Origin of the sequence: Candidatus Electronema sp. PJ (assembly GCF_048287395.1) — a bacterium.
Lineage (GTDB): Bacteria > Desulfobacterota > Desulfobulbia > Desulfobulbales > Desulfobulbaceae > Electronema.
The window spans coordinates 1-17,258 of sequence record NZ_JBLWEO010000087.1; the positions used below are offsets into that span (position 1 = coordinate 1).

The window sequence follows — 17,258 nt, forward strand, 5'->3', positions numbered from 1 at the left end:
CGTTCGCTCAAAATACGGAACACTTTGAATTTGCGAAAAATATGTTCAATCACCTAGAGCCTGTTATGTACTTTGGGTCATAAACGTAACAAGTCGTTGAGCCATCAGAATGGCAAAGGCAACGAAGTGCAGGCCTGCAAGAGTCTGATCCAGCCGCTCATAGTCGCGTGCCAATCGCCAAAAGCGAGCCATCCAAGCGAAGCTGCGTTCGACGACCCAGCACCGTGGCAAGAGGATGAATCCTCGCTTGGCTGTTGGCAACTTGACGATATTGAGTCGAATACCGTGCTTTGCCGCTGCGTTCGCCGCCTGTTCGCCGGTATGGTTGAGGCGCGCGTCCATCGATTTCACGCAGCAGCATACGCAAGTCCCGGACAATTGCCTCGAACACCCCGGCTGCCAGCCATCGCTGGGCCTGCTGATAAACTGTGTGCCACGGCGGCAGGTCATTGGGCATGAAACGCCACTGCATCCCTGTGCGCACAATATACCGCAGCCCGTTGAAGACTGCGCGCAGAGAATGCTCCCGCTGCGGCCCATCCTCTCGCATCAAGGCCAGATAGGGGACGACAAACTCCCATTCATCGTCACTTACGTCGCATGCCTCTGAGATTATCATGCTCTGTGGCAAAAGTGCATAACAGGCTCTAGGGAATAAAACGTGTCCGCTATTGCGAAGACAGGTCAGTAAAAACTTTACAAGTATTTTTTTGCAAAAACAGATTTGTCATACTTGTCAAACGTCTGTGCAGATGAAGCAGCTTTTTGAAGAAAAGTGTATCAAATACACAGAGAATTGATGCGCTGCTGCGAAAACATACTTCTTGGCAGAGATTTTGTCAAGAGTTTTATCCGCATCAGAGATGTGATTTAAAAAAACGAAAGAATACAGAATGAACGCTATTGGCAGCACAGGTGCTCCGCTTGGCACAAGCCGCTGCAAACAAAAATACTGCTTGATTTTTCCTTTCGCAGGGATATGATGCAGTTGAATACCTGTCTCGTGCATGATGGGATGCTTTCAGCCGAAAACACACAGGAAACAATGCGCCGCACCTGCCTATTTTCTGGAGATAACCTTTGTTCCTCGCGAGAAGAGGCTCTGGCCAAATAAGAGTGTGCTCTACTCTGCCGAGAGCTTGCTCTTGTTTGAATCAAGTTCGTTCTATTTAAAATTAACCCTATTTTATTCAAACAGAAAGTTAATCTATTTTGAATAGAACATCTTCAGTTCAAATGCAAGCCATCTTTATTTTGAACAAAACCAGCTTCACCTAAATAAGAGATCACTCTCTTTTGAATCAAACGTCTTCTTTTCAATAAAGCGTCACGCCTTTCTTGAAAAGGCACTCTACGCGCAACCAACAGGAGGCAGTTATGATCGGAGGAAACATAGCAAATCTGCTGCAAGAAGCAAGCAAGATTAAAGAGGCGATGGAGAAAATCAGTGCTGGGCTGCCAGCAGGCATCTCAATCGCGGAGCTGGAGACTAAGATCAATGCGCTGAAAACATCGACAAAAGCAGTGGACGCGATTAACGCCGAGCGGACGCAGATGGTCAATGTCAAGGCCGATGATGTCAAAACGCTGAATGAGTACCTCATAATTATCCGTCTGGCAATCAAGTCGCTTTGCGGGCTGAACTCCTCGGAATACGAGATGGTTGGCGGCACAAGGGCAAGCGAGCGGAAAAAGCCAGTGAGGAAGCCCAAGCCGCAGGCGTGACTGCCTTGCGCAAGGAAGAGCAAACGGAGAAGTCTCCTCCGTTTGCCTGCCAGAATTCGCCAGATATTTCCTTTCTGCTGCTCATAGCAGGAATGTCCTAAGAGTTTCCTGTAGTTCTACTTCATCCCCGCATAATTTTTCATGTCTCAGCTCTTCACCCACCTGCACGTCCATACGCAGTATTCCATGCTCGACGGTGCCATCCGCATCGGCGACCTGATTGAGAAGACGAAAGAATACGGCATGAACGCCGTGGCCGTCACCGATCACGGGGCCATGTACGGCGCGCTGGAGTTCTACACCAAGGCGAAGAAGGCCGGGCTGCGGCCGATCATCGGCTGCGAGCTGTACATCGCCGAGACTGATCATCTCATTCACGACAAGAGCGCGGGCCACAACTTCCATCTCGTTCTGCTGGCAATGGACGAGACCGGCTACCGCAACTTGATGAAGCTGGCTTCGGTGGCGCAAACAGCGGGTTTCTACTACAAGCCGCGCATTGACCGCCGTCTGCTCGCCAGCCACCATGAAGGACTGATCGCCCTGTCCGCCTGCCTGCATGGCGAGGTGCCTTGGCTGATCAATCACGGCACGATGGACGCTGCCCGGCAAAAGGCTCTGGAGTTACAGCAGCTCTTCGGCGACAGGCTTTACTTTGAGGTGCAGGAGAACGGCATCCCGGAGCAGACGAAGGTCAACGTCGGCTTGCAGGAATTGGGCCATGATCTCGGCATCAAGCTGGTGGCGACCAACGACTGTCACTATCTCAACAAGGACGAAGCCTACGCCCACGAGGTGCTGCTCTGCATTCAGACCAGCAAGGTGATCAGCGATCCGGGCCGCTTCAAGTTCTCCACCGACGAGCTGTATTTCAAGCCGCCGGAGGTGATGGCCCGCCAGTTCAGCTGGTGCCCGGAAGCCCTGAGCAACACGATGGAGGTGGCGAGAACCACTTCCCCATCTTCCCGGTGCCTGCGGGCGAGTCGCTGGAAAGCCTCTTTGAGCAGGCCTGCCTGATTACGTCCGTCAAAATACGGCAGCGGCGAGCACTAAAATTCTTGACATCCAATGTGATTAGCGTATAGTTTTTCGGGCTGCATCCGATGAAAGACTGTGAAAAAATGCGCTGAACCATCCTGAACGACAGATGAATGAGAATTACAGCCAAATCATTGCCCGTTTAATTGAGGCAGCTCCGTTTGATATTGACCCGAACATTCGCATGGAGGGCAGGCCACCCTCCTCAGCCAGCTCAGAATTTCTGACCAACAAAGAGCAGGGCGACTGGGCGGAACGGGTTGTGCTGGCAGCAATCAATGAAAATTGCCCTGATCATCTTGCTGTTTCTTATGGACGAGGTGACGGGCTTGCTGCTGGTGATCCAGGTTTTGCTGATTTTTACAGAGAATATCAAGATGAGCTGAATACTATTGGCAAAAAGCCAGATATTTTGATTTTTAGACGTGCTGATTTTTTAGGTCGAGAACACGTTGATCTTGCAAATGAACAGACCGTCTCTCGTGCTGTTGCTGCGATTGAAGTGAGATCAAGCAGCTTTTTAGCGACGAAGTATGCTTTATTTATGAGCAATCGCATCAAGTACGCGGAACAGGAGTGCATGAGAGTTCGCAGACTCATTCTGCAAGAGCCATTCGCAACGTTGCTGCACCAAAAGAGTCCAGACCTGTTTGATCTTATCAATAATGCAGGATTATCCACCTTTCGTGAATTAGATTTCAGGTTTCGGAGCTGGTCTTCATCGGCGTTACTGCAAGAACTGTCAGAATATTTGAAGCTGCTTAAAGAACAGATAAAAATTTTGCATAAACGAGATTATCTGAGCATAACGCCTAAAGTTGAAGACTTAGCTCTTGTAAATCGCTGGATACAACGGTTCAACGTTCCTCACTATTACCTGCAAGTCTTCTTTGATAGAGCGTATATCATTTCTTTTCGCGAGATATTGGAAATCATTTCTGATTCGGCCAAGGAAGATGTTGTTTTCTCTGTCGAAAAAGATGTCAAAAATCAAGGAAAAACCACTATAAAAATTGCCATTCAGATTGGCAGGGAGATTATTGGCCGCATGGACATGCCAGAGCATAAATCTGCTTTGAAAGAGTTGGAAAGAGGAAGACTCTTGTTTTATGTGACTTTTTCAGGCGGCAGAGGTTATCTTGATCCAGAAGTTTTCTACCATGAACTTATGTGCAATGTTTGAAGAGCATGACTATATAAGCAAGGTTGGTGATAATCATAGAAAAAGCTATGGTCAATATTTCACCCATCCTGAAATTGCTCGTTTTATGGTGAATTGGGTATTGGAATCAGGAGTTGATCATATCCACGATCCAGGTTTTGGCCTTGGCGCGTTTTATCACGCAGTCAACAGGAAACACCAGATATTATTTACAGCAACAGAAATTGATAGAAAAATTATTAATTATTTAGAAGAAAAGAATTCTTGTTTTTTTAATTTTATTAAAAATGATGACTACCTCATGTCTTGGGGGATGAAGCATGGAAATATTGTATGCAACCCTCCATATATGAGGTTTCAAAAATTTGCTAATCGTCATAGTGTCTCTGGTTTATTTCAAGAAAAAATTAATCTTCGACTGTCTGGATACACAAATGTCGCTTCAGCTTTTCTCTTGAAATCCTTGTCAGAATTAGATGGAACAGGCAGATTGGCATATATAATGCCAATTGAATTTCTTAATACTGGCTACGGTGAGATTGTTAAAAGCAAGCTGATTGAGAACAGGCATTTGTTTGCAATAATTAAAATTGACTGTGAAAAGGATGTCTTTCCTGATGCAATAACATCTATTTGTATGATTTTATATGATAGCAAGAGAAATTTTGATGAGCTAATTTTCCATACTATAAAAAAGATAGGCGAGCTAACTGTTCATTTTGACAAAGGAGTAAGCACGACTGTCTCTTATGCGAGATTAAAAGCTAATGAGAAGTGGGCACCATATTTTCAAGAAAAAAGAATAGTATCCACTAAAAATTTAGTTCATTTAAGCAGTTATGGAGTATTCAACAGAGGGATAGCGACTGGAGCAAATGAATTCTTCGTTTTACGGCCTTCAGATGTGCAGAATAAAAAAATATTTAAAGATGAATACTTACCGTGCATTACAAGAAGCTCTCATGTGAAAAATCCTATTTTTGACTATGGGGATTTTGATCAGCTCATGAAAGATGACAACACTGTTTTTCTTTTTTCAGCTCATGCAAATCATTCTCATGAGGCAGAACAATATATTCAATATGGACAGAAAAATGGTTTTCATGAACGGTTTTTAACTAAAAATAGGAAGCCTTGGTATAAGACGGAAAGACGGAAACCTGCCCCACTGCTTTTGGGCGTGTTTTCCCGAGGAGGATATAAAATTATCCTTAATCGTACTAATACATTGAATTTGACATGCTTTCATGGATTTCAGCCAAATCTCTTTGGCACCAAATATATTAAACCGCTTTTTCTATATTTGCTTTCTGAGTCAGGGAAAAAAATAGTTTCACTGGTGATGCGAAACTATGGAGACCGTTTGGATAAATTCGAGCCAAACGACATCAATCAAGCCTTGGTACCATCTACACATTTCTTTGATAAGATTCAAGATGACATGACGGAACAGGCGATTTTATATATAAAAAAAAACGGCGCAGTGCCATCGTGGGTTGACGATATTTTTGCATCGCTGATTAATTAGCAGGCCGTATTTTTCCTCTTTTTGTTATTCCTCCTTAATGGCTACAACTTTCACCCACCTGCACGTCCACACGCAGTATTCCATGCTCGACGGTGCCAGCCGCATCGAAGACCTGATTGAGAAGATGAAAGAATACAGCATGAACGCCGTTGATAGAATAGACACTCTGCTTGAAATAAGCCGCTGCAAACAAAAATACCGCTTGATTTTTTCTTTCGTAGGAATGATAATGAGGTTGAATGTCTATCTCGTGCAAAATACGAGAATCTTTAGACAAAAAGTGCAGAGAAAGACGCGCCGCACCTTCCTGCTTTCTAAAGATAGCCTTTATTCCTCACGAAAGGAGGCTCTGGCCAAACAAGAGTGCGCTCTACTCTGCCGAGAGCTTGCTCTTGTTTGAATCAAGTCCGTTCTATTTAAAATTAACCCTATTTTATTCAAACAGAAAGTTAATCTAACTTGAATAGAATATCTTCCGTTCAAATGCAAGCCAGCTTAATTTTAAACAGAACCTGCTTCACCTAAACAAGAGATCACTCTCTTTTGAATCAAATGTCTTCTTTTAAACAAAGCGTCACGCCTTTTTTGAAAAGGCATTCTACGCGCAACCAACAGGAGGCAGTTATGATCGGAGGAAACATAGCAAATCTGCTGCAAGAAGCAAGCAAGATCAAAGAGGCGATGGAGAAAATCGGTGCTGGGCTGCCGGCAGGCATCTCAATCGCGGAGCTGGAGGCGAAGATCAATGCGCTGAAAACATCGACAAAAGCAGTGGACGCGATTAACGCCGAGCGGACGCAGATGGTCAATGTCAAGGCCGATGATGTCAAAACGCTGAATGAGTATCTCATAATCATTCGTCTGGCGATCAAGTCGCTTTGCGGGCTGAATTCCTCGGAATATGAGATGGTTGGCGGCACAAGGGCAAGCGAGCGGAAAAAGCCGGTGCGGAAGCCCAAGCCGCAGGCGTGACTGCCTTGCGCAAGGAAGATAACACAGAAGTACCTCCTCTGTCCTTCAGTCGGCAACGCAGACACGGCGGCAGATGCGCCTTGTCTGCGTATAGTTCCTTGATCTCAGCTCTCAATCGCTCATGAACAGAACTGCTTCTTCCATCAATATCCGTCAAGACATTCTGCAAAAGATATGCTTAATTGCTGAACAGCAGCATCTCAAAGCGGAACGACTTGTCAATTCCATCCTTGAGCAATATTTGCAAAATTTCCCTGCTTCTGCGTCGCCGTCGCCAGACGCTTCTTTCCTGTTGTCAATAGCAGGCATGTTCAATGGCAAAGAAGATGATGCCTCTGAACGTGTTCAGGAAATCGTCAGTGATTACATAGCAGGAAAATATGCGCAAGAAAGCGATTCTTGACTCCGGGTTCCTTTACGCGACAATTGACATAAAAGATCGGAATCATCTGCGCGTGACGCAGGCTTTGCCGACTGTGACGGAGCAAATCCTCCTGCCGGTTCCGGTTCTTGTTGAAGTAAGCTATCTGCTTTCCGCCCGTATTGGACACAGTGCTATGCGCCAATGTGTGCGGCAGCTTGCCGACAGTCCGATAGAACTACTTTCCATCCTCCCTTCTGACCTGCCCCGCATTCACGAATTGCTTGAGCAATACGCTGATTTAAAGCTGGATTTCACCGATGCCGCCATAGTCACTTTGGCGGAACGGCTGGACATTCAAAAGATTCTGACCGTTGATTTGCGGGATTTCGGTACAATCCGTCCGAAACATTGCCCGCATTTCGATATCATCCCTGCATAATTTTTCATGTCTCAGCCCTTCACCCACCTGCACGTCCACACCCAGTATTCCATGCTCGACGGTGCCATCCGCATCGGCGACCTGATTGAAAAGACGAAAGAATACGGCATGAACGCTGTGGCTGTCACCGACCACGGAGCCATGTACGGCGCGCTGGAGTTCTACACCAAGGCCAAGAAGGCGGGCATCAGGCCGATCATCGGCTGCGAACTGTACATCGCCGAGACCGATCACCTCATCCACGATAAGAGCGCGGGCCACAACTTCCACCTTGTTCTGCTGGCGATGAACGAGGACGGCTACCGTAACCTGATGAAGCTGGCCTCGGTGGCACAAACGGCGGGCTTCTATTACAAGCCGCGCATTGACCGCAAGCTCTTGGCCAGCCACCACGAAGGCTTGATCGCCCTCTCCGCCTGCTTGCACGGCGAAGTGCCTTGGTTGATCAGCCACAGCGGCATGGACGCAGCGCGTGAAAAAGCTCTTGAGCTGCGCCAGCTCTTCGGCGACCGCCTCTACTTCGAGGTGCAGGAGAACGGCATCCCGGAGCAGACGAAGGTCAACACAGGCTTGCAGGAATTGGGCAATGATCTCGGCATCAAGCTGGTGGCCACCAACGACTGCCACTATCTCAACAAGGACGAAGCCTACGCCCACGAGGTGCTGCTCTGCATTCAGACCAGCAAGGTGATCAGCGATCCGGGCCGCTTCAAATTCTCCACTGATGAGCTGTACTTCAAGCCGCCGGAGGTGATGGCCCGCCAGTTCAGCTGGTGCCAAGAGGCCCTGAGCAATACGATGGAAGTGGCGGAACGCTGCGACCTCAAGCTGAAGTTCGGCGAGAACCACTTCCCCATCTTTCCGGTGCCTGCGGGCGAGTCGCTGGAGAGCCTCTTTGAGCACGCCTGCCGCGACGGCCTTGAGCAGCGGCTGGCCCTGCTGCGCGAGTTGCAGGAGGTCAGCCCGGAGCTGGAGGCGCAGTACCGCGAGCGGCTGGAGATGGAGATCAAGGTCATCCAGAAGATGGGCTTTTCCGGCTACTTCCTTATTGTTGCTGACTTCATCAACTGGGCCAAGAGCAAGGGCATCCCTGTAGGTCCAGGAAGGGGGAGCGGGGCGGGCAGCCTCGCCGCCTACTGCATGGCGATCACCGACATTGACCCCATCCCCTACGGCCTGCTCTTTGAGCGCTTTCTCAACGTTGAGCGAGTATCTATGCCCGACTTTGACGTGGACTTCTGCAAAGACCGGCGGGATGAGGTGATTGATTACGTTCGCCAGCGTTATGGCGGCGATGCGCACGTGGCCCAGATTGTCGCCTACGGTTCGATGAAGGCGCGGGCCGTGCTGCGCGACGTGGGCCGGGTGCTGGAGATTCCCCTGCCGCAGGTTGACCGGATTGCCAAGCTGGTGCCGGAAGAGCTGAAGATCACCCTGAAGAAGGCCATCGAGCAGGAACCCCGCCTGCGCGACGCGATGCGGGAGGAGAGCATCCAGAAACTGCTTAAGGTAGCGCAGACGCTGGAGGGGCTGGCCCGGCACAAGTCAACGCACGCCGCCGGGGTGGTGATCTCCCCCAAGCCGATGGTGGAGTATCTGCCCGTCTGCATCGGCCCGGACAAGGAGATACTCACCCAATATGACATGAAATACACCGAGATGACCGGACTGATCAAGTTCGACTTTCTCGGCTTGAAGACCCTGACAGTCATAGACCGCGCCCTGAAGCTGATCAAGCAGGACATCGGCCTTGAGGTGGAGCTAAACAAGATACCAACCGACGATCAGAAGACCTACGACCTGCTCTGCAAGGGCAGCAGCTTGGGAGTATTCCAGCTCGAAAGCGACGGGATGCGCGAGCTGCTGATCAAGATGGCCCCGGAGCAGTTCACCGACCTCATCGCCCTCGTCGCTCTCTACCGGCCTGGCCCGCTCGACTCCGGCATGGTGGATCAGTTCGTGGAGACCAAGCATGGCCGCCGTCCTGCCGAGTACCCTTTGCCGCAGATCAAGGAGGTGCTGCGGGAGACCTACGGGGTCATCGTCTATCAAGAGCAGGTGATGAAAATCTCCAACATCCTCGCCTCCTACAGCCTCGGCGACGCAGACATCCTCCGCCGGGCTATGGGCAAGAAGATCCCGGAGGAGATGGAGAAGGAGCGCGGCAAGTTCATGGCCGGGGCCAAGGTTAATGGCATCCCAGAAGAGCGGGCGGCCTATGTCTTTGACTTGATGGCGAAGTTTGCGGGTTACGGATTTAATAAGTCACACTCCGCCGCCTACGCCCTCGTCGCCTACCACACCGCCTATCTGAAGGCCCACTATCCTGCCCAGTTCCTGGCCGCACTCCTCTCCTGCGACGTGGACAACACCGACAAGGTGGTGAGGTACATCAACGAATGCAGGCAGATGAGCATTGAGGTGCTGCCGCCGGACATCAACGAGTCGTACCATGACTTCACGGTTATCAAAGACCGCATCCGCTTTGGCTTGGCGGCGGTGAAGGGCGTGGGCGGCGCGGCCTTGGATTCGGTCATCGAGGAGCGACGCAAGGCACCGTACACATCCTTGGCCGACTTCTGCGGGCGGGTGGATTCAAGCCGGGTCAACCGCAAGGTGCTGGAGAACCTGATCAAGGCCGGGGCGTTCGACTCCATGCGGGCCAAGCGGGCGCAGCTGATGGAGGTCTTGGATACAACCATCGAGCAGGCCAAGACCGTGCAGCGCGACCGGATGAGCGGCCAGATGAGCCTGTTTGCCGTTGGCAAGAAGAGCGGCAGCAGCCCAGCAGCAGAGGTCAAAATGCCAGACATAGCGGAATGGCAGCCGCTCGTCAAGCTCGGCTTTGAGAAGGAGACGGTCGGCTTCTTCCTCACCGGCCATCCCTTGGATGGCGCGATTGAGCACATCCGCATGATCTCGGATTCAGACCTTGAGGCCCAGGAAAACTGGCGCGACGGCCAGGTAGTGCGGGTCGGTGGCCTCATTCAACGTTTCAAGGAGCATAGATCAAAGAAAGGCGACCGCATGGCCTTCACCGTGCTGGAGGACATGAGTGCCAGCGTCGAGGTCGTCGTCTTTCCAGAAGTCTTTGCCCGCTGCTCGCACCTGCTTGGCAACGACCAGCCGCTGATTGTCCAGGGCACAGTGCAGGTCAGCGAGCGTGGCGCAAACATCATTGCCGACAACATTCTGCTCTTGACCCAGGCGATGGAGGAATTCATCGCCAAAGCCACGATCAAAATCCAGGCTGCCCGTACTAGCCGCCAGCAACTCCTTGAGCTAAAAGACCTGCTCTATCAATTTCACGGCCCAGTGCCAGTCAAAATCACTCTGCACTTTGATGGCAGAGGTGAGGTGGACATTGAGCCGCATTCGGATCTCAAAGTGCGGCTTTGCCCAGATTTTTGCCAGCAGGTAAAAGAATCTTTTGGCCAGAAATGTCTGAAGGTAGAAAAGCGGAAGGCGGAGGCACGGCAACGGAAGAGCGAGGGTAGGGAGCGGTAAGAAGCAGCTTTCCCGCTCCCTACAAATCTTCTGGTTTCAGCCCGGTGTGCTTGGCAAGGCGGGCCAACATGCGGGGACTGATCTCTTCATTATCATGAAAGGCAAATACCACATCAGGCCAGCCAGCCAGCTCCAATGTTTTGTGCGAGCCGCTCTGCCGTTTGACGCTCCAGCCGATGCGGATCAGTGCCGCCAAGAGACGCTTTGCCTTGACTGAAGGCCATTCGCTCATGCTGCTGCCAAGCCTATAGAGAGAGGAAAAGGGCGGCATTTCTGCGTCTCAAGCCGCTCGGCCAGCACCCGCAAGGCCAAGACCTCCGCTCGTGCGGCGGCAATGTCGGCGGTATTGCCGTATGCCAGCACACCAGGCAAATCTGGTACTTCCGCGAGCCAGCGGCCATCTTCCTCCTGCTCGCATTCAATGAGATACTGCTGCATGGGCACCTCCTCTTGTCTTTGCTTTGACTGCTTCTGCTGCGCATTGGCCATGATTTCAGCATACCGCCCAGCCGGGTTTTCCGCAACCATCCACCATGCGCATTCTAAATTTCCGGTCTGGAGACAAGAAAGAATCCATTGCTCTTCTCGCAGTATTCTTTGCATAATTCCTAGAAAAGATTCCTTTCTTACTCGCTGACAAAGGAGTTTGGCTTGGCCACAGAGGAGTTTTGCCGACTTGCAAAGGAGTTGAAGTCGGCAGAAAAGGAGTCTGGCCGAGTACCAAAGGAGTTTGGTCAAGCCGCAGAGGAGTTTTGCCGATTATAACTCCTTTCTTAGTCGGCCAGACTCCTTTGTGGCTAACCAGGAAAGGAGTTTGGCCAAGCAAAACTCTTTTCCTACCGACTTCAACTCCTCTTCTGCCGAGTAGAACTCCTTTCTTACCGAGCCAAACTCCTTTACCAACGAGCCGTACTCTTCCCTGGCGTATTGGAAAAGCTGCTTAATCCCCAAGAGAACGTGAATGCCTGAGTTGTGTGGAAGCCCTAATCTCTTGAAAAGACAGCGCGCGTCCGACGACTGCCAGTCTTCAGACTATGCACGGAAACTGCCACCTTAAGGTAGGGGATAAGCCGCCGAAAAAAGGAGGACAATATTGTACAATACGCTGGAGTCTGCTCTGAAGTCGTCGCAAAAAAGACAGCACAGGATTACAGAAGAGGCAACATGCGGGAAAGATGGAAGATCAGCAGTATAATGCTCGTATTGCACGACAAACTCTCGCGAAAAAATTTGCGTATTGAGCTAAGATTTGCTATAAAATAAGATCGAACTTGTTCAACAAGCAATCGAGCCGGATCCAATTCATCCTATTGAAAGCTATTTCAAGCAAAGATCCGGGAGGTCTCCCGCACGAAATACAACGTGCGTCGGCAGCATCAAGTCGCTTCAGCAAATCAGGAAAAGCACTCGGAGAACTGCCGAAGAACGGTTCGCACGATTCCCCTTCAGCCGCAGCTGGCTTCTTCCTACGGTATAGACAGAGAAGTTATTCCACATACCTTTGTAAACCCATTGAATGGCGAACGCTGCGGCCAAGGCGGCGCAGGAGTGAGATGAAGAAGAACACCGCAAAAGTTTTGATCGTCGATGACGACAAAGCACACCGATACATGCTCGGTTCCATTCTCTCGAACTGGGGCTGGTTGTGCGTGGAGGCGGACGACGGCGAGAATGCTGTGGAGGTGGTGCGCGGCGGCCCTTTTGACTTGGTACTGATGGATGTCTGCATGACCAAGATGAATGGCTTAGAAGCACTGCGGAAAATTCGAGCCATTAATCCAGCTATCCCTGTTGTCATGCTGACAGGCAATTCTTTTGTCGAAACAGCTGTGGAGGCTCTGAAGCTGGGGGCGCATGACTATCTGACCAAGCCGGTTGATATGGAGCGGTTGCGCCGGACAGCGGAAATTGCGATGGGGCACCGGCAACCTACCAACATGTCGGCGGAGCCGCATGGCGGTCAACCTTTTGATGAGCACGGCAGGATTATTGGTTCTTCTCCACCCATGCAGGCTCTCTGGGATCTCATTGTCCAGGTCGCGCCCAGCGAGGCCACTGTGTTGATCAGCGGCGATTCAGGCACGGGCAAGGAGTTGGTTGCTTCAGCCTTGCATTACCGGAGTCTCCGCAAGGACGGCCCTTTTGTGAAGGTAAACTGCGCAGCCTTAGCCGAGACCCTGCTTGAATCCGAGCTGTTCGGCCATGAGAAGGGATCGTTCACTGGCGCAGACCGGCGGCGCGAAGGCTGTTTTGTGCAGGCCCAGCATGGCACCCTCTTTCTTGATGAGATCGGCGAGACTACCCCGTCCATGCAGGCCAAGCTCCTGCGGGTGCTGCAAGAGCATGAACTCCAGCGGGTCGGCAGCCAGGAGATTGTCACAGTAGATGTTCGGGTCATCACTGCAACCAACCGCAACTTAGAGGTAGCGGTACGCGAAGGCCGTTTCCGCGAGGATCTCTACTATCGCTTGAATGTGGTCACGCTTGATGTGCCCTCCCTACGCGAACGAATCGGTGATATCCCCCTGCTCACCGATTTTTTCATCCGCCGTTGCGCCAAGCGGAACAAACGAAAGCTCAAAGGGATCACGCCAACCTGTATGGACGTGCTTAACCGCTATCCCTGGCCAGGCAACGTGCGTGAGTTGGAAAACGCCATCGAGCGGGGCGTGATTTTGACGCGGGGCGAATACTTAGATGTGGAAAGCCTGCCCCTTTCCATCCAGCGCTGGTTGAGCATGAACCGAAAGGAGGATGCTGGGCCGCAAGGCACACTCAAAGGGGCAGAATTACAGCTCATCGTTAAGACCCTTATCGCTACTGGCGGCAATAAAAGCGAGGCTGCTCGCCGTCTTCAGATCACCCGCAAGACTCTGCTCAACAAGCTGAAGAAGTATGGGCTAGACAGCAACCTTTCCTAAAGGCAACCCTTTCAGCCGCCGGGCAGAAGAATTTTGCATCAGGCGGTTGACGGCTAGCTCTGGCTATGGTAAAGACTTGAGCTTTCAGGCAGAAGGGAGGCCGCGCAGTTCTATGTCCTTCCGCTTCCCCTTCCAGCAAAAAAACTCTGTGCAATGAGCTGCCGGACTGTCCGGCAAAGGAGAGAGACTGTCCATGCGAACCAATATTGTCCATGCCGGTGCTGGCGAACTTACCTACGAGATTCGTAATATCGTCAATGTCGGCAATCAGCTTCAGGCCTTGGGCGTAACTGTGAACTGGGAAAACATTGGTGACCCAGTAGCCAAAGGCGAGCAGATTCCAGCTTGGATGAAGAATATTGTCGCGGCAGCGGCCCAGGAGGATGCGAGCTACGGTTATTCGCCAACAAGAGGCGTATTGGCGACCCGACAGTTTATTGCCGAGCAGACTAACGCTTTAGGCGGGGCGCAGATCACGCCAGAGGACATTCTTTTTTTCAACGGCCTGGGCGACGCGATCTCTAAGGTCTTCGGCTTTCTCCGGCCTACAGCGCGGGTGATTGTGCCTACGCCCAGTTATACCACCCATTCCTCTGCTGAGGCTGCTCATGCTGGTGACAGCCCGCTGACCTACATCCTTGACCCGAACAAGAAATGGTACCCGGACTTAGATGACTTAGAGAACCATGTCAAATACAATCCGGCGATTGCGGGCATTCTGGTCATCAACCCGGACAACCCGACTGGCGCAGTCTATCCTGAGAGCATCCTGCGAGCGATAGTTGACATCGCTGACCGCTACGACCTTTTCATCGTTTGCGACGAAGTCTATCAGAATATGGTGTATAACGGCACCAAAGCTGTGCCGCTGGCCACGCTGATCGGCAAGCGGGTGCCTGCTATTTGCCTGCGGGGCGTGTCAAAAGAGATGCCTTGGCCGGGCGGTCGCTGTGGTTGGATGGAAGTCTATAACGGCCACCATGACTGTATGTTCGAGAAATACACCAAATCCATCCTCAACGCCAAGATGATGGAGGTCTGCTCCACCACCTTACCGCAACTCGTCTTGCCCAAGGTGGTAACGCACCAGGAATACCCCAAGTATCTCAACGAGCGCATCCGCCGCTATGAAAAATACTCGAACATCGCCTACACCATCCTCAAAGACATCAAAGGGGTGTTAGTCAACCGCACCAACGGCGCGTTCTATATGAGCGTGGTCTTTGAACACGGTCTGCTGAATCACAAACAGAGCCTGCCCATCGTCAAGGACGAGGTTCGCACGACTGTTGAGAAAATGGTCAGCGGCCCTGGAGTAGAGCCGGATAAACGTTTTGTCTATTATCTGCTCGGCTCAACCGGTATCTGCGTGGTGCCGCTCTCGTCCTTTGCCACCACCTTGCAGGGCTTCCGCATCACCCTACTCGAGCGCGACGAGGAGACCTTCACCCGCATCTTCCGCACTATTGCCGAGTCTATCCGGCAGTACACCACCTCAGCATGAGGGTGGTGTTGAATCCGTTGATTTTTTTTTAATTTTCTTGACATGACTGAGTGGATGCTGTTTTATAGGGGACTGCGGCTTCTCTGCCGCTTACACTATTGATGTTCAGTACACGGAACACGGTGTAAATCCGTGGCATATCCCAGTGCTGTAACCCCGGGTGTATGTGCTTATTGCGACGATGGCCACTGTTTCTTTTAAGAAATGGGAAGGCCGCGATAAGTTGTGGGGAAGCCAGAAGACGAGCTGAACATCCTTATCAACAAGAACACGATGGCAAAGGGTTCTGGAGAGCAACAGCTCTGCCAGGACTCGTGCGTACTGGCAGGGCAAAGCATGAACCAGGAGGTTCATCATGCAAACCCAGCTAGAAGCAGCGCGTGCAGGCCGTATTACTCCGCAGATCAATACCATTGCCCAGAATGAGGGACTCAGCACTGAGCTGGTGCGTAGTCGCGTAGCAGCAGGCGAGATCGTGGTTCTTAGCCATCCTCAGCGACCCCAGCAAAGGGTGGTTGGCCTTGGCACAGGACTACGTACCAAGGTCAATGCCTCTATAGGCACCTCCTCTGATATCTGTGATCTTAATCTTGAGGTACGGAAGGCGCAGATCGCAGCCAGTGAGGGTGCTGATACGCTCATGGAGCTGTCGGCTGCCGGGGATATGGATATTATTCGCCGGGCAATACTGAGTGCTGTCGATCTGCCTGTAGGCACTGTGCCGCTCTATCAGGCATTCCGTGAGACGGCCTTGCGCTATGGTGATCCCAGCAAGCTCGACCCAGAGCTGCTCTTTGAGACTATAGAGAAGCAGCTGGCTGATGGCGTGAGCTTTATGGCGATCCACTGTGGCATTAATCAATACACCATCGAGCGGTTAAGAAAACAGGGGTATCGGTATGGCGGCTTGGTCTCCAAAGGTGGTACCTTCATGGTTGCCTGGATGGATAAGCAGGGCAAAGAGAACCCGCTCTACGAGCAATTCGATAGAGTATGCGCGTTGATGAAGAAGTATGATGCGGTGCTCTCGCTTGGGAATGGTATTCGGGCAGGTGCTATCCACGATAGTCATGATCGCGCCCAGGTAGCAGAGATGGTGACTAACTGTGAACTCGCAGAGCTTGGTAGAGGTATGGGTTGCCAAATGATGGTTGAAGGGCCAGGTCATGTGCCCCTAGATGAGATTGCCGCCAACATCCTCTTGGAGAAGCGGATGAGTGGTAATGCGCCGTATTATGTACTTGGCCCTCTGCCCTTAGATAGTGGGGCTGGTTATGATCATCTCAGCGGCGCGATTGGTGCAGCCCATGCTGCTTGGCATGGCGCAGACCTGATTTGCTATATTACCCCAGCTGAGCACCTTGCTTTACCCAATGAAGAAGATGTGCGGCAGGGTGTCAGGGCTGCTAGGTTAGCTGTGCGCGCTGGTGATCTTGCCAAATACCCAGGTCGCCGGGAGAATGAAAAGGCAGCGGCTAAGGCCCGGCGTGATATGCACTGGGATACGCTTGACCAGCACCTCCTCTTTCCTACAACCGCCCAGGCCTTGCGAGCTGAACGAAGTCCCCAACACAGCGACACCTGCACCATGTGCGGGGACTTCTGCGCTATGAAGCGGGGAGCAGCTCTCTTTCGCCATGACATGAGTGGCGATAAAGCCTGTAGTGTCTAAACAACACAAGTTCAACTCAGCCAGAAACGAGTTCTCCTCGTTTGCCCAGGAGTTTGGCTCGGTAAGAAAGGAGTTGTACTCGCTAGCAAAGGAGTTTGGCCGACTAAAACTCCTTTCTTACTCGGCAGAACTCCTTTCTGGCTTACTTAAACTCCTCTTGTACTCGGCCAGACTCCTCTTCTGCCGAGTACAACTCCTTTGCAAGTCGGTAGAACTCCTCTGTTGCCAAGCCAAACTCCTTTGTCAGCGAGTAAAAAAGGAGTCTTATCTCAGGGTGATGTAAAAAATATAGCTGTAGCGATATAAAAAGATCATATTATATCGTTCTGAAAAAGCTCCTCAACCGAGCATCGATATTTTTTTCTGAGAGCTTTTGCCTGCGCCCATTTATGCTCAATCGGATTAAGATCAGGAGAGTAAGGTGGC

The 17,258-nt window shown here is 51.3% G+C and carries 16 protein-coding genes, 1 pseudogene and 1 riboswitch; of the genes and pseudogenes, 13 read left to right on the forward strand and 4 right to left on the reverse strand.

Going from position 1 to position 17,258, the window contains the following annotated elements:
- Positions 1–63: 63 nt before the first annotated feature.
- Positions 64–619 (reverse strand): annotated as a pseudogene (locus tag ACNKIB_RS13755) (transposase).
- A 758-nt stretch (positions 620–1,377) separates the two neighbouring features.
- Between ACNKIB_RS13755 and ACNKIB_RS13760 the strand changes: the two are divergent.
- From ACNKIB_RS13760 to dnaE, 9 genes are all read left to right on the forward strand, one after another.
- A complete protein-coding gene (locus tag ACNKIB_RS13760; protein WP_417911144.1) occupies positions 1,378–1,725 on the forward strand; it encodes a hypothetical protein in 348 nt (115 codons plus the stop codon).
- A 141-nt stretch (positions 1,726–1,866) separates the two neighbouring features.
- Complete coding sequence (locus ACNKIB_RS13765) at positions 1,867–2,742, forward strand: PHP domain-containing protein (protein ID WP_417911145.1); 876 nt, start codon at positions 1,867–1,869, stop codon at positions 2,740–2,742.
- Between the two features lie 130 nt (positions 2,743–2,872).
- Positions 2,873–3,946, forward strand: coding sequence for an AccI family restriction endonuclease (locus tag ACNKIB_RS13770; RefSeq protein ID WP_417911146.1), 1,074 nt, complete (start codon positions 2,873–2,875; stop codon positions 3,944–3,946).
- Positions 3,903–5,453 (forward strand): Eco57I restriction-modification methylase domain-containing protein, encoded by a 1,551-nt coding sequence (locus tag ACNKIB_RS13775; protein ID WP_417911147.1) that lies wholly within the window; start codon positions 3,903–3,905, stop codon positions 5,451–5,453. Before ACNKIB_RS13770 ends, ACNKIB_RS13775 begins: the two co-directional genes overlap by 44 nt.
- 82 nt (positions 5,454–5,535) lie before the next feature.
- Positions 5,536–5,853 carry a hypothetical protein gene (locus tag ACNKIB_RS13780; RefSeq protein ID WP_417911159.1) on the forward strand — a complete coding sequence of 106 codons (318 nt, stop codon included), beginning with the start codon at positions 5,536–5,538 and terminating at the stop codon, positions 5,851–5,853.
- Between the two features lie 224 nt (positions 5,854–6,077).
- On the forward strand, positions 6,078–6,425 hold the full coding sequence (locus ACNKIB_RS13785; RefSeq protein ID WP_417911148.1) for a hypothetical protein: 348 nt from the start codon (positions 6,078–6,080) through the stop codon (positions 6,423–6,425).
- Between the two features lie 121 nt (positions 6,426–6,546).
- Complete coding sequence (locus ACNKIB_RS13790; RefSeq protein ID WP_417911149.1) at positions 6,547–6,828, forward strand: hypothetical protein; 282 nt, start codon at positions 6,547–6,549, stop codon at positions 6,826–6,828.
- On the forward strand, positions 6,806–7,228 hold the full coding sequence (locus tag ACNKIB_RS13795) for a type II toxin-antitoxin system VapC family toxin (RefSeq protein ID WP_417911150.1): 423 nt from the start codon (positions 6,806–6,808) through the stop codon (positions 7,226–7,228). The genes ACNKIB_RS13790 and ACNKIB_RS13795 overlap by 23 nt, the downstream gene beginning before the upstream one ends.
- A gap of 6 nt (positions 7,229–7,234) precedes the next feature.
- Entirely contained in the window at positions 7,235–10,735 is a 3,501-nt protein-coding gene (dnaE, locus tag ACNKIB_RS13800) for a DNA polymerase III subunit alpha (RefSeq protein WP_417911151.1), read from the forward strand.
- Positions 10,736–10,754: 19 nt separating this feature from the next.
- Here dnaE and ACNKIB_RS13805 read toward each other — a convergent pair whose 3' ends face one another.
- From ACNKIB_RS13805 to ACNKIB_RS13815, 3 genes are all read right to left on the reverse strand, one after another.
- Positions 10,755–10,967, reverse strand: coding sequence for a type II toxin-antitoxin system HicA family toxin (locus ACNKIB_RS13805; protein ID WP_417911152.1), 213 nt, complete (start codon positions 10,965–10,967; stop codon positions 10,755–10,757).
- Positions 10,964–11,338 carry a type II toxin-antitoxin system HicB family antitoxin gene (locus ACNKIB_RS13810; RefSeq protein ID WP_417911153.1) on the reverse strand — a complete coding sequence of 125 codons (375 nt, stop codon included), beginning with the start codon at positions 11,336–11,338 and terminating at the stop codon, positions 10,964–10,966. Before ACNKIB_RS13810 ends, ACNKIB_RS13805 begins: the two co-directional genes overlap by 4 nt.
- 156 nt (positions 11,339–11,494) lie before the next feature.
- Positions 11,495–11,686, reverse strand: coding sequence for a hypothetical protein (locus ACNKIB_RS13815; RefSeq protein WP_417911154.1), 192 nt, complete (start codon positions 11,684–11,686; stop codon positions 11,495–11,497).
- A gap of 602 nt (positions 11,687–12,288) precedes the next feature.
- On the opposite strand from ACNKIB_RS13815, the gene ACNKIB_RS13820 reads away from it, so the two are divergent.
- The 4 genes from ACNKIB_RS13820 (at position 12,289) to ACNKIB_RS13835 (ending at position 17,115) form a co-directional block, all read left to right on the forward strand.
- Positions 12,289–13,656, forward strand: coding sequence for a sigma-54-dependent transcriptional regulator (locus ACNKIB_RS13820; protein WP_417911155.1), 1,368 nt, complete (start codon positions 12,289–12,291; stop codon positions 13,654–13,656).
- A gap of 193 nt (positions 13,657–13,849) precedes the next feature.
- Positions 13,850–15,160 (forward strand): pyridoxal phosphate-dependent aminotransferase, encoded by a 1,311-nt coding sequence (locus ACNKIB_RS13825; protein WP_417911156.1) that lies wholly within the window; start codon positions 13,850–13,852, stop codon positions 15,158–15,160.
- Positions 15,161–15,249: 89 nt separating this feature from the next.
- Positions 15,250–15,426, forward strand: a riboswitch (cobalamin riboswitch).
- An 89-nt stretch (positions 15,427–15,515) separates the two neighbouring features.
- Positions 15,516–16,832 (forward strand): phosphomethylpyrimidine synthase ThiC, encoded by a 1,317-nt coding sequence (gene thiC / locus ACNKIB_RS13830; protein WP_417911157.1) that lies wholly within the window; start codon positions 15,516–15,518, stop codon positions 16,830–16,832.
- Positions 16,825–17,115 carry a hypothetical protein gene (locus ACNKIB_RS13835; RefSeq protein ID WP_417911158.1) on the forward strand — a complete coding sequence of 97 codons (291 nt, stop codon included), beginning with the start codon at positions 16,825–16,827 and terminating at the stop codon, positions 17,113–17,115. The genes thiC and ACNKIB_RS13835 overlap by 8 nt, the downstream gene beginning before the upstream one ends.
- Positions 17,116–17,258 lie beyond the last annotated feature (143 nt).

Bases quoted from the DNA above. Each gene is read 5' to 3' on its own strand.
- thiC (WP_417911157.1), top strand. From the start codon at position 15,516: ATGCAAACCCAGCTAGAAGCAGCGCGTGCAGGCCGTATTACTCCGCAG.
- ACNKIB_RS13790 (WP_417911149.1), top strand. From the start codon at position 6,547: ATGAACAGAACTGCTTCTTCCATCAATATCCGTCAAGACATTCTGCAA.
- ACNKIB_RS13810 (WP_417911153.1), bottom strand. From the start codon at position 11,338: ATGCAAAGAATACTGCGAGAAGAGCAATGGATTCTTTCTTGTCTCCAG.
- dnaE (WP_417911151.1), top strand. From the start codon at position 7,235: ATGTCTCAGCCCTTCACCCACCTGCACGTCCACACCCAGTATTCCATG.
- ACNKIB_RS13825 (WP_417911156.1), top strand. From the start codon at position 13,850: ATGCGAACCAATATTGTCCATGCCGGTGCTGGCGAACTTACCTACGAG.
- ACNKIB_RS13785 (WP_417911148.1), top strand. From the start codon at position 6,078: ATGATCGGAGGAAACATAGCAAATCTGCTGCAAGAAGCAAGCAAGATC.
- ACNKIB_RS13805 (WP_417911152.1), bottom strand. From the start codon at position 10,967: ATGAGCGAATGGCCTTCAGTCAAGGCAAAGCGTCTCTTGGCGGCACTG.
- ACNKIB_RS13770 (WP_417911146.1), top strand. From the start codon at position 2,873: ATGAATGAGAATTACAGCCAAATCATTGCCCGTTTAATTGAGGCAGCT.
- ACNKIB_RS13760 (WP_417911144.1), top strand. From the start codon at position 1,378: ATGATCGGAGGAAACATAGCAAATCTGCTGCAAGAAGCAAGCAAGATT.
- ACNKIB_RS13820 (WP_417911155.1), top strand. From the start codon at position 12,289: ATGAAGAAGAACACCGCAAAAGTTTTGATCGTCGATGACGACAAAGCA.
- ACNKIB_RS13780 (WP_417911159.1), top strand. From the start codon at position 5,536: ATGCTCGACGGTGCCAGCCGCATCGAAGACCTGATTGAGAAGATGAAA.
- ACNKIB_RS13765 (WP_417911145.1), top strand. From the start codon at position 1,867: ATGTCTCAGCTCTTCACCCACCTGCACGTCCATACGCAGTATTCCATG.
- ACNKIB_RS13795 (WP_417911150.1), top strand. From the start codon at position 6,806: ATGCGCAAGAAAGCGATTCTTGACTCCGGGTTCCTTTACGCGACAATT.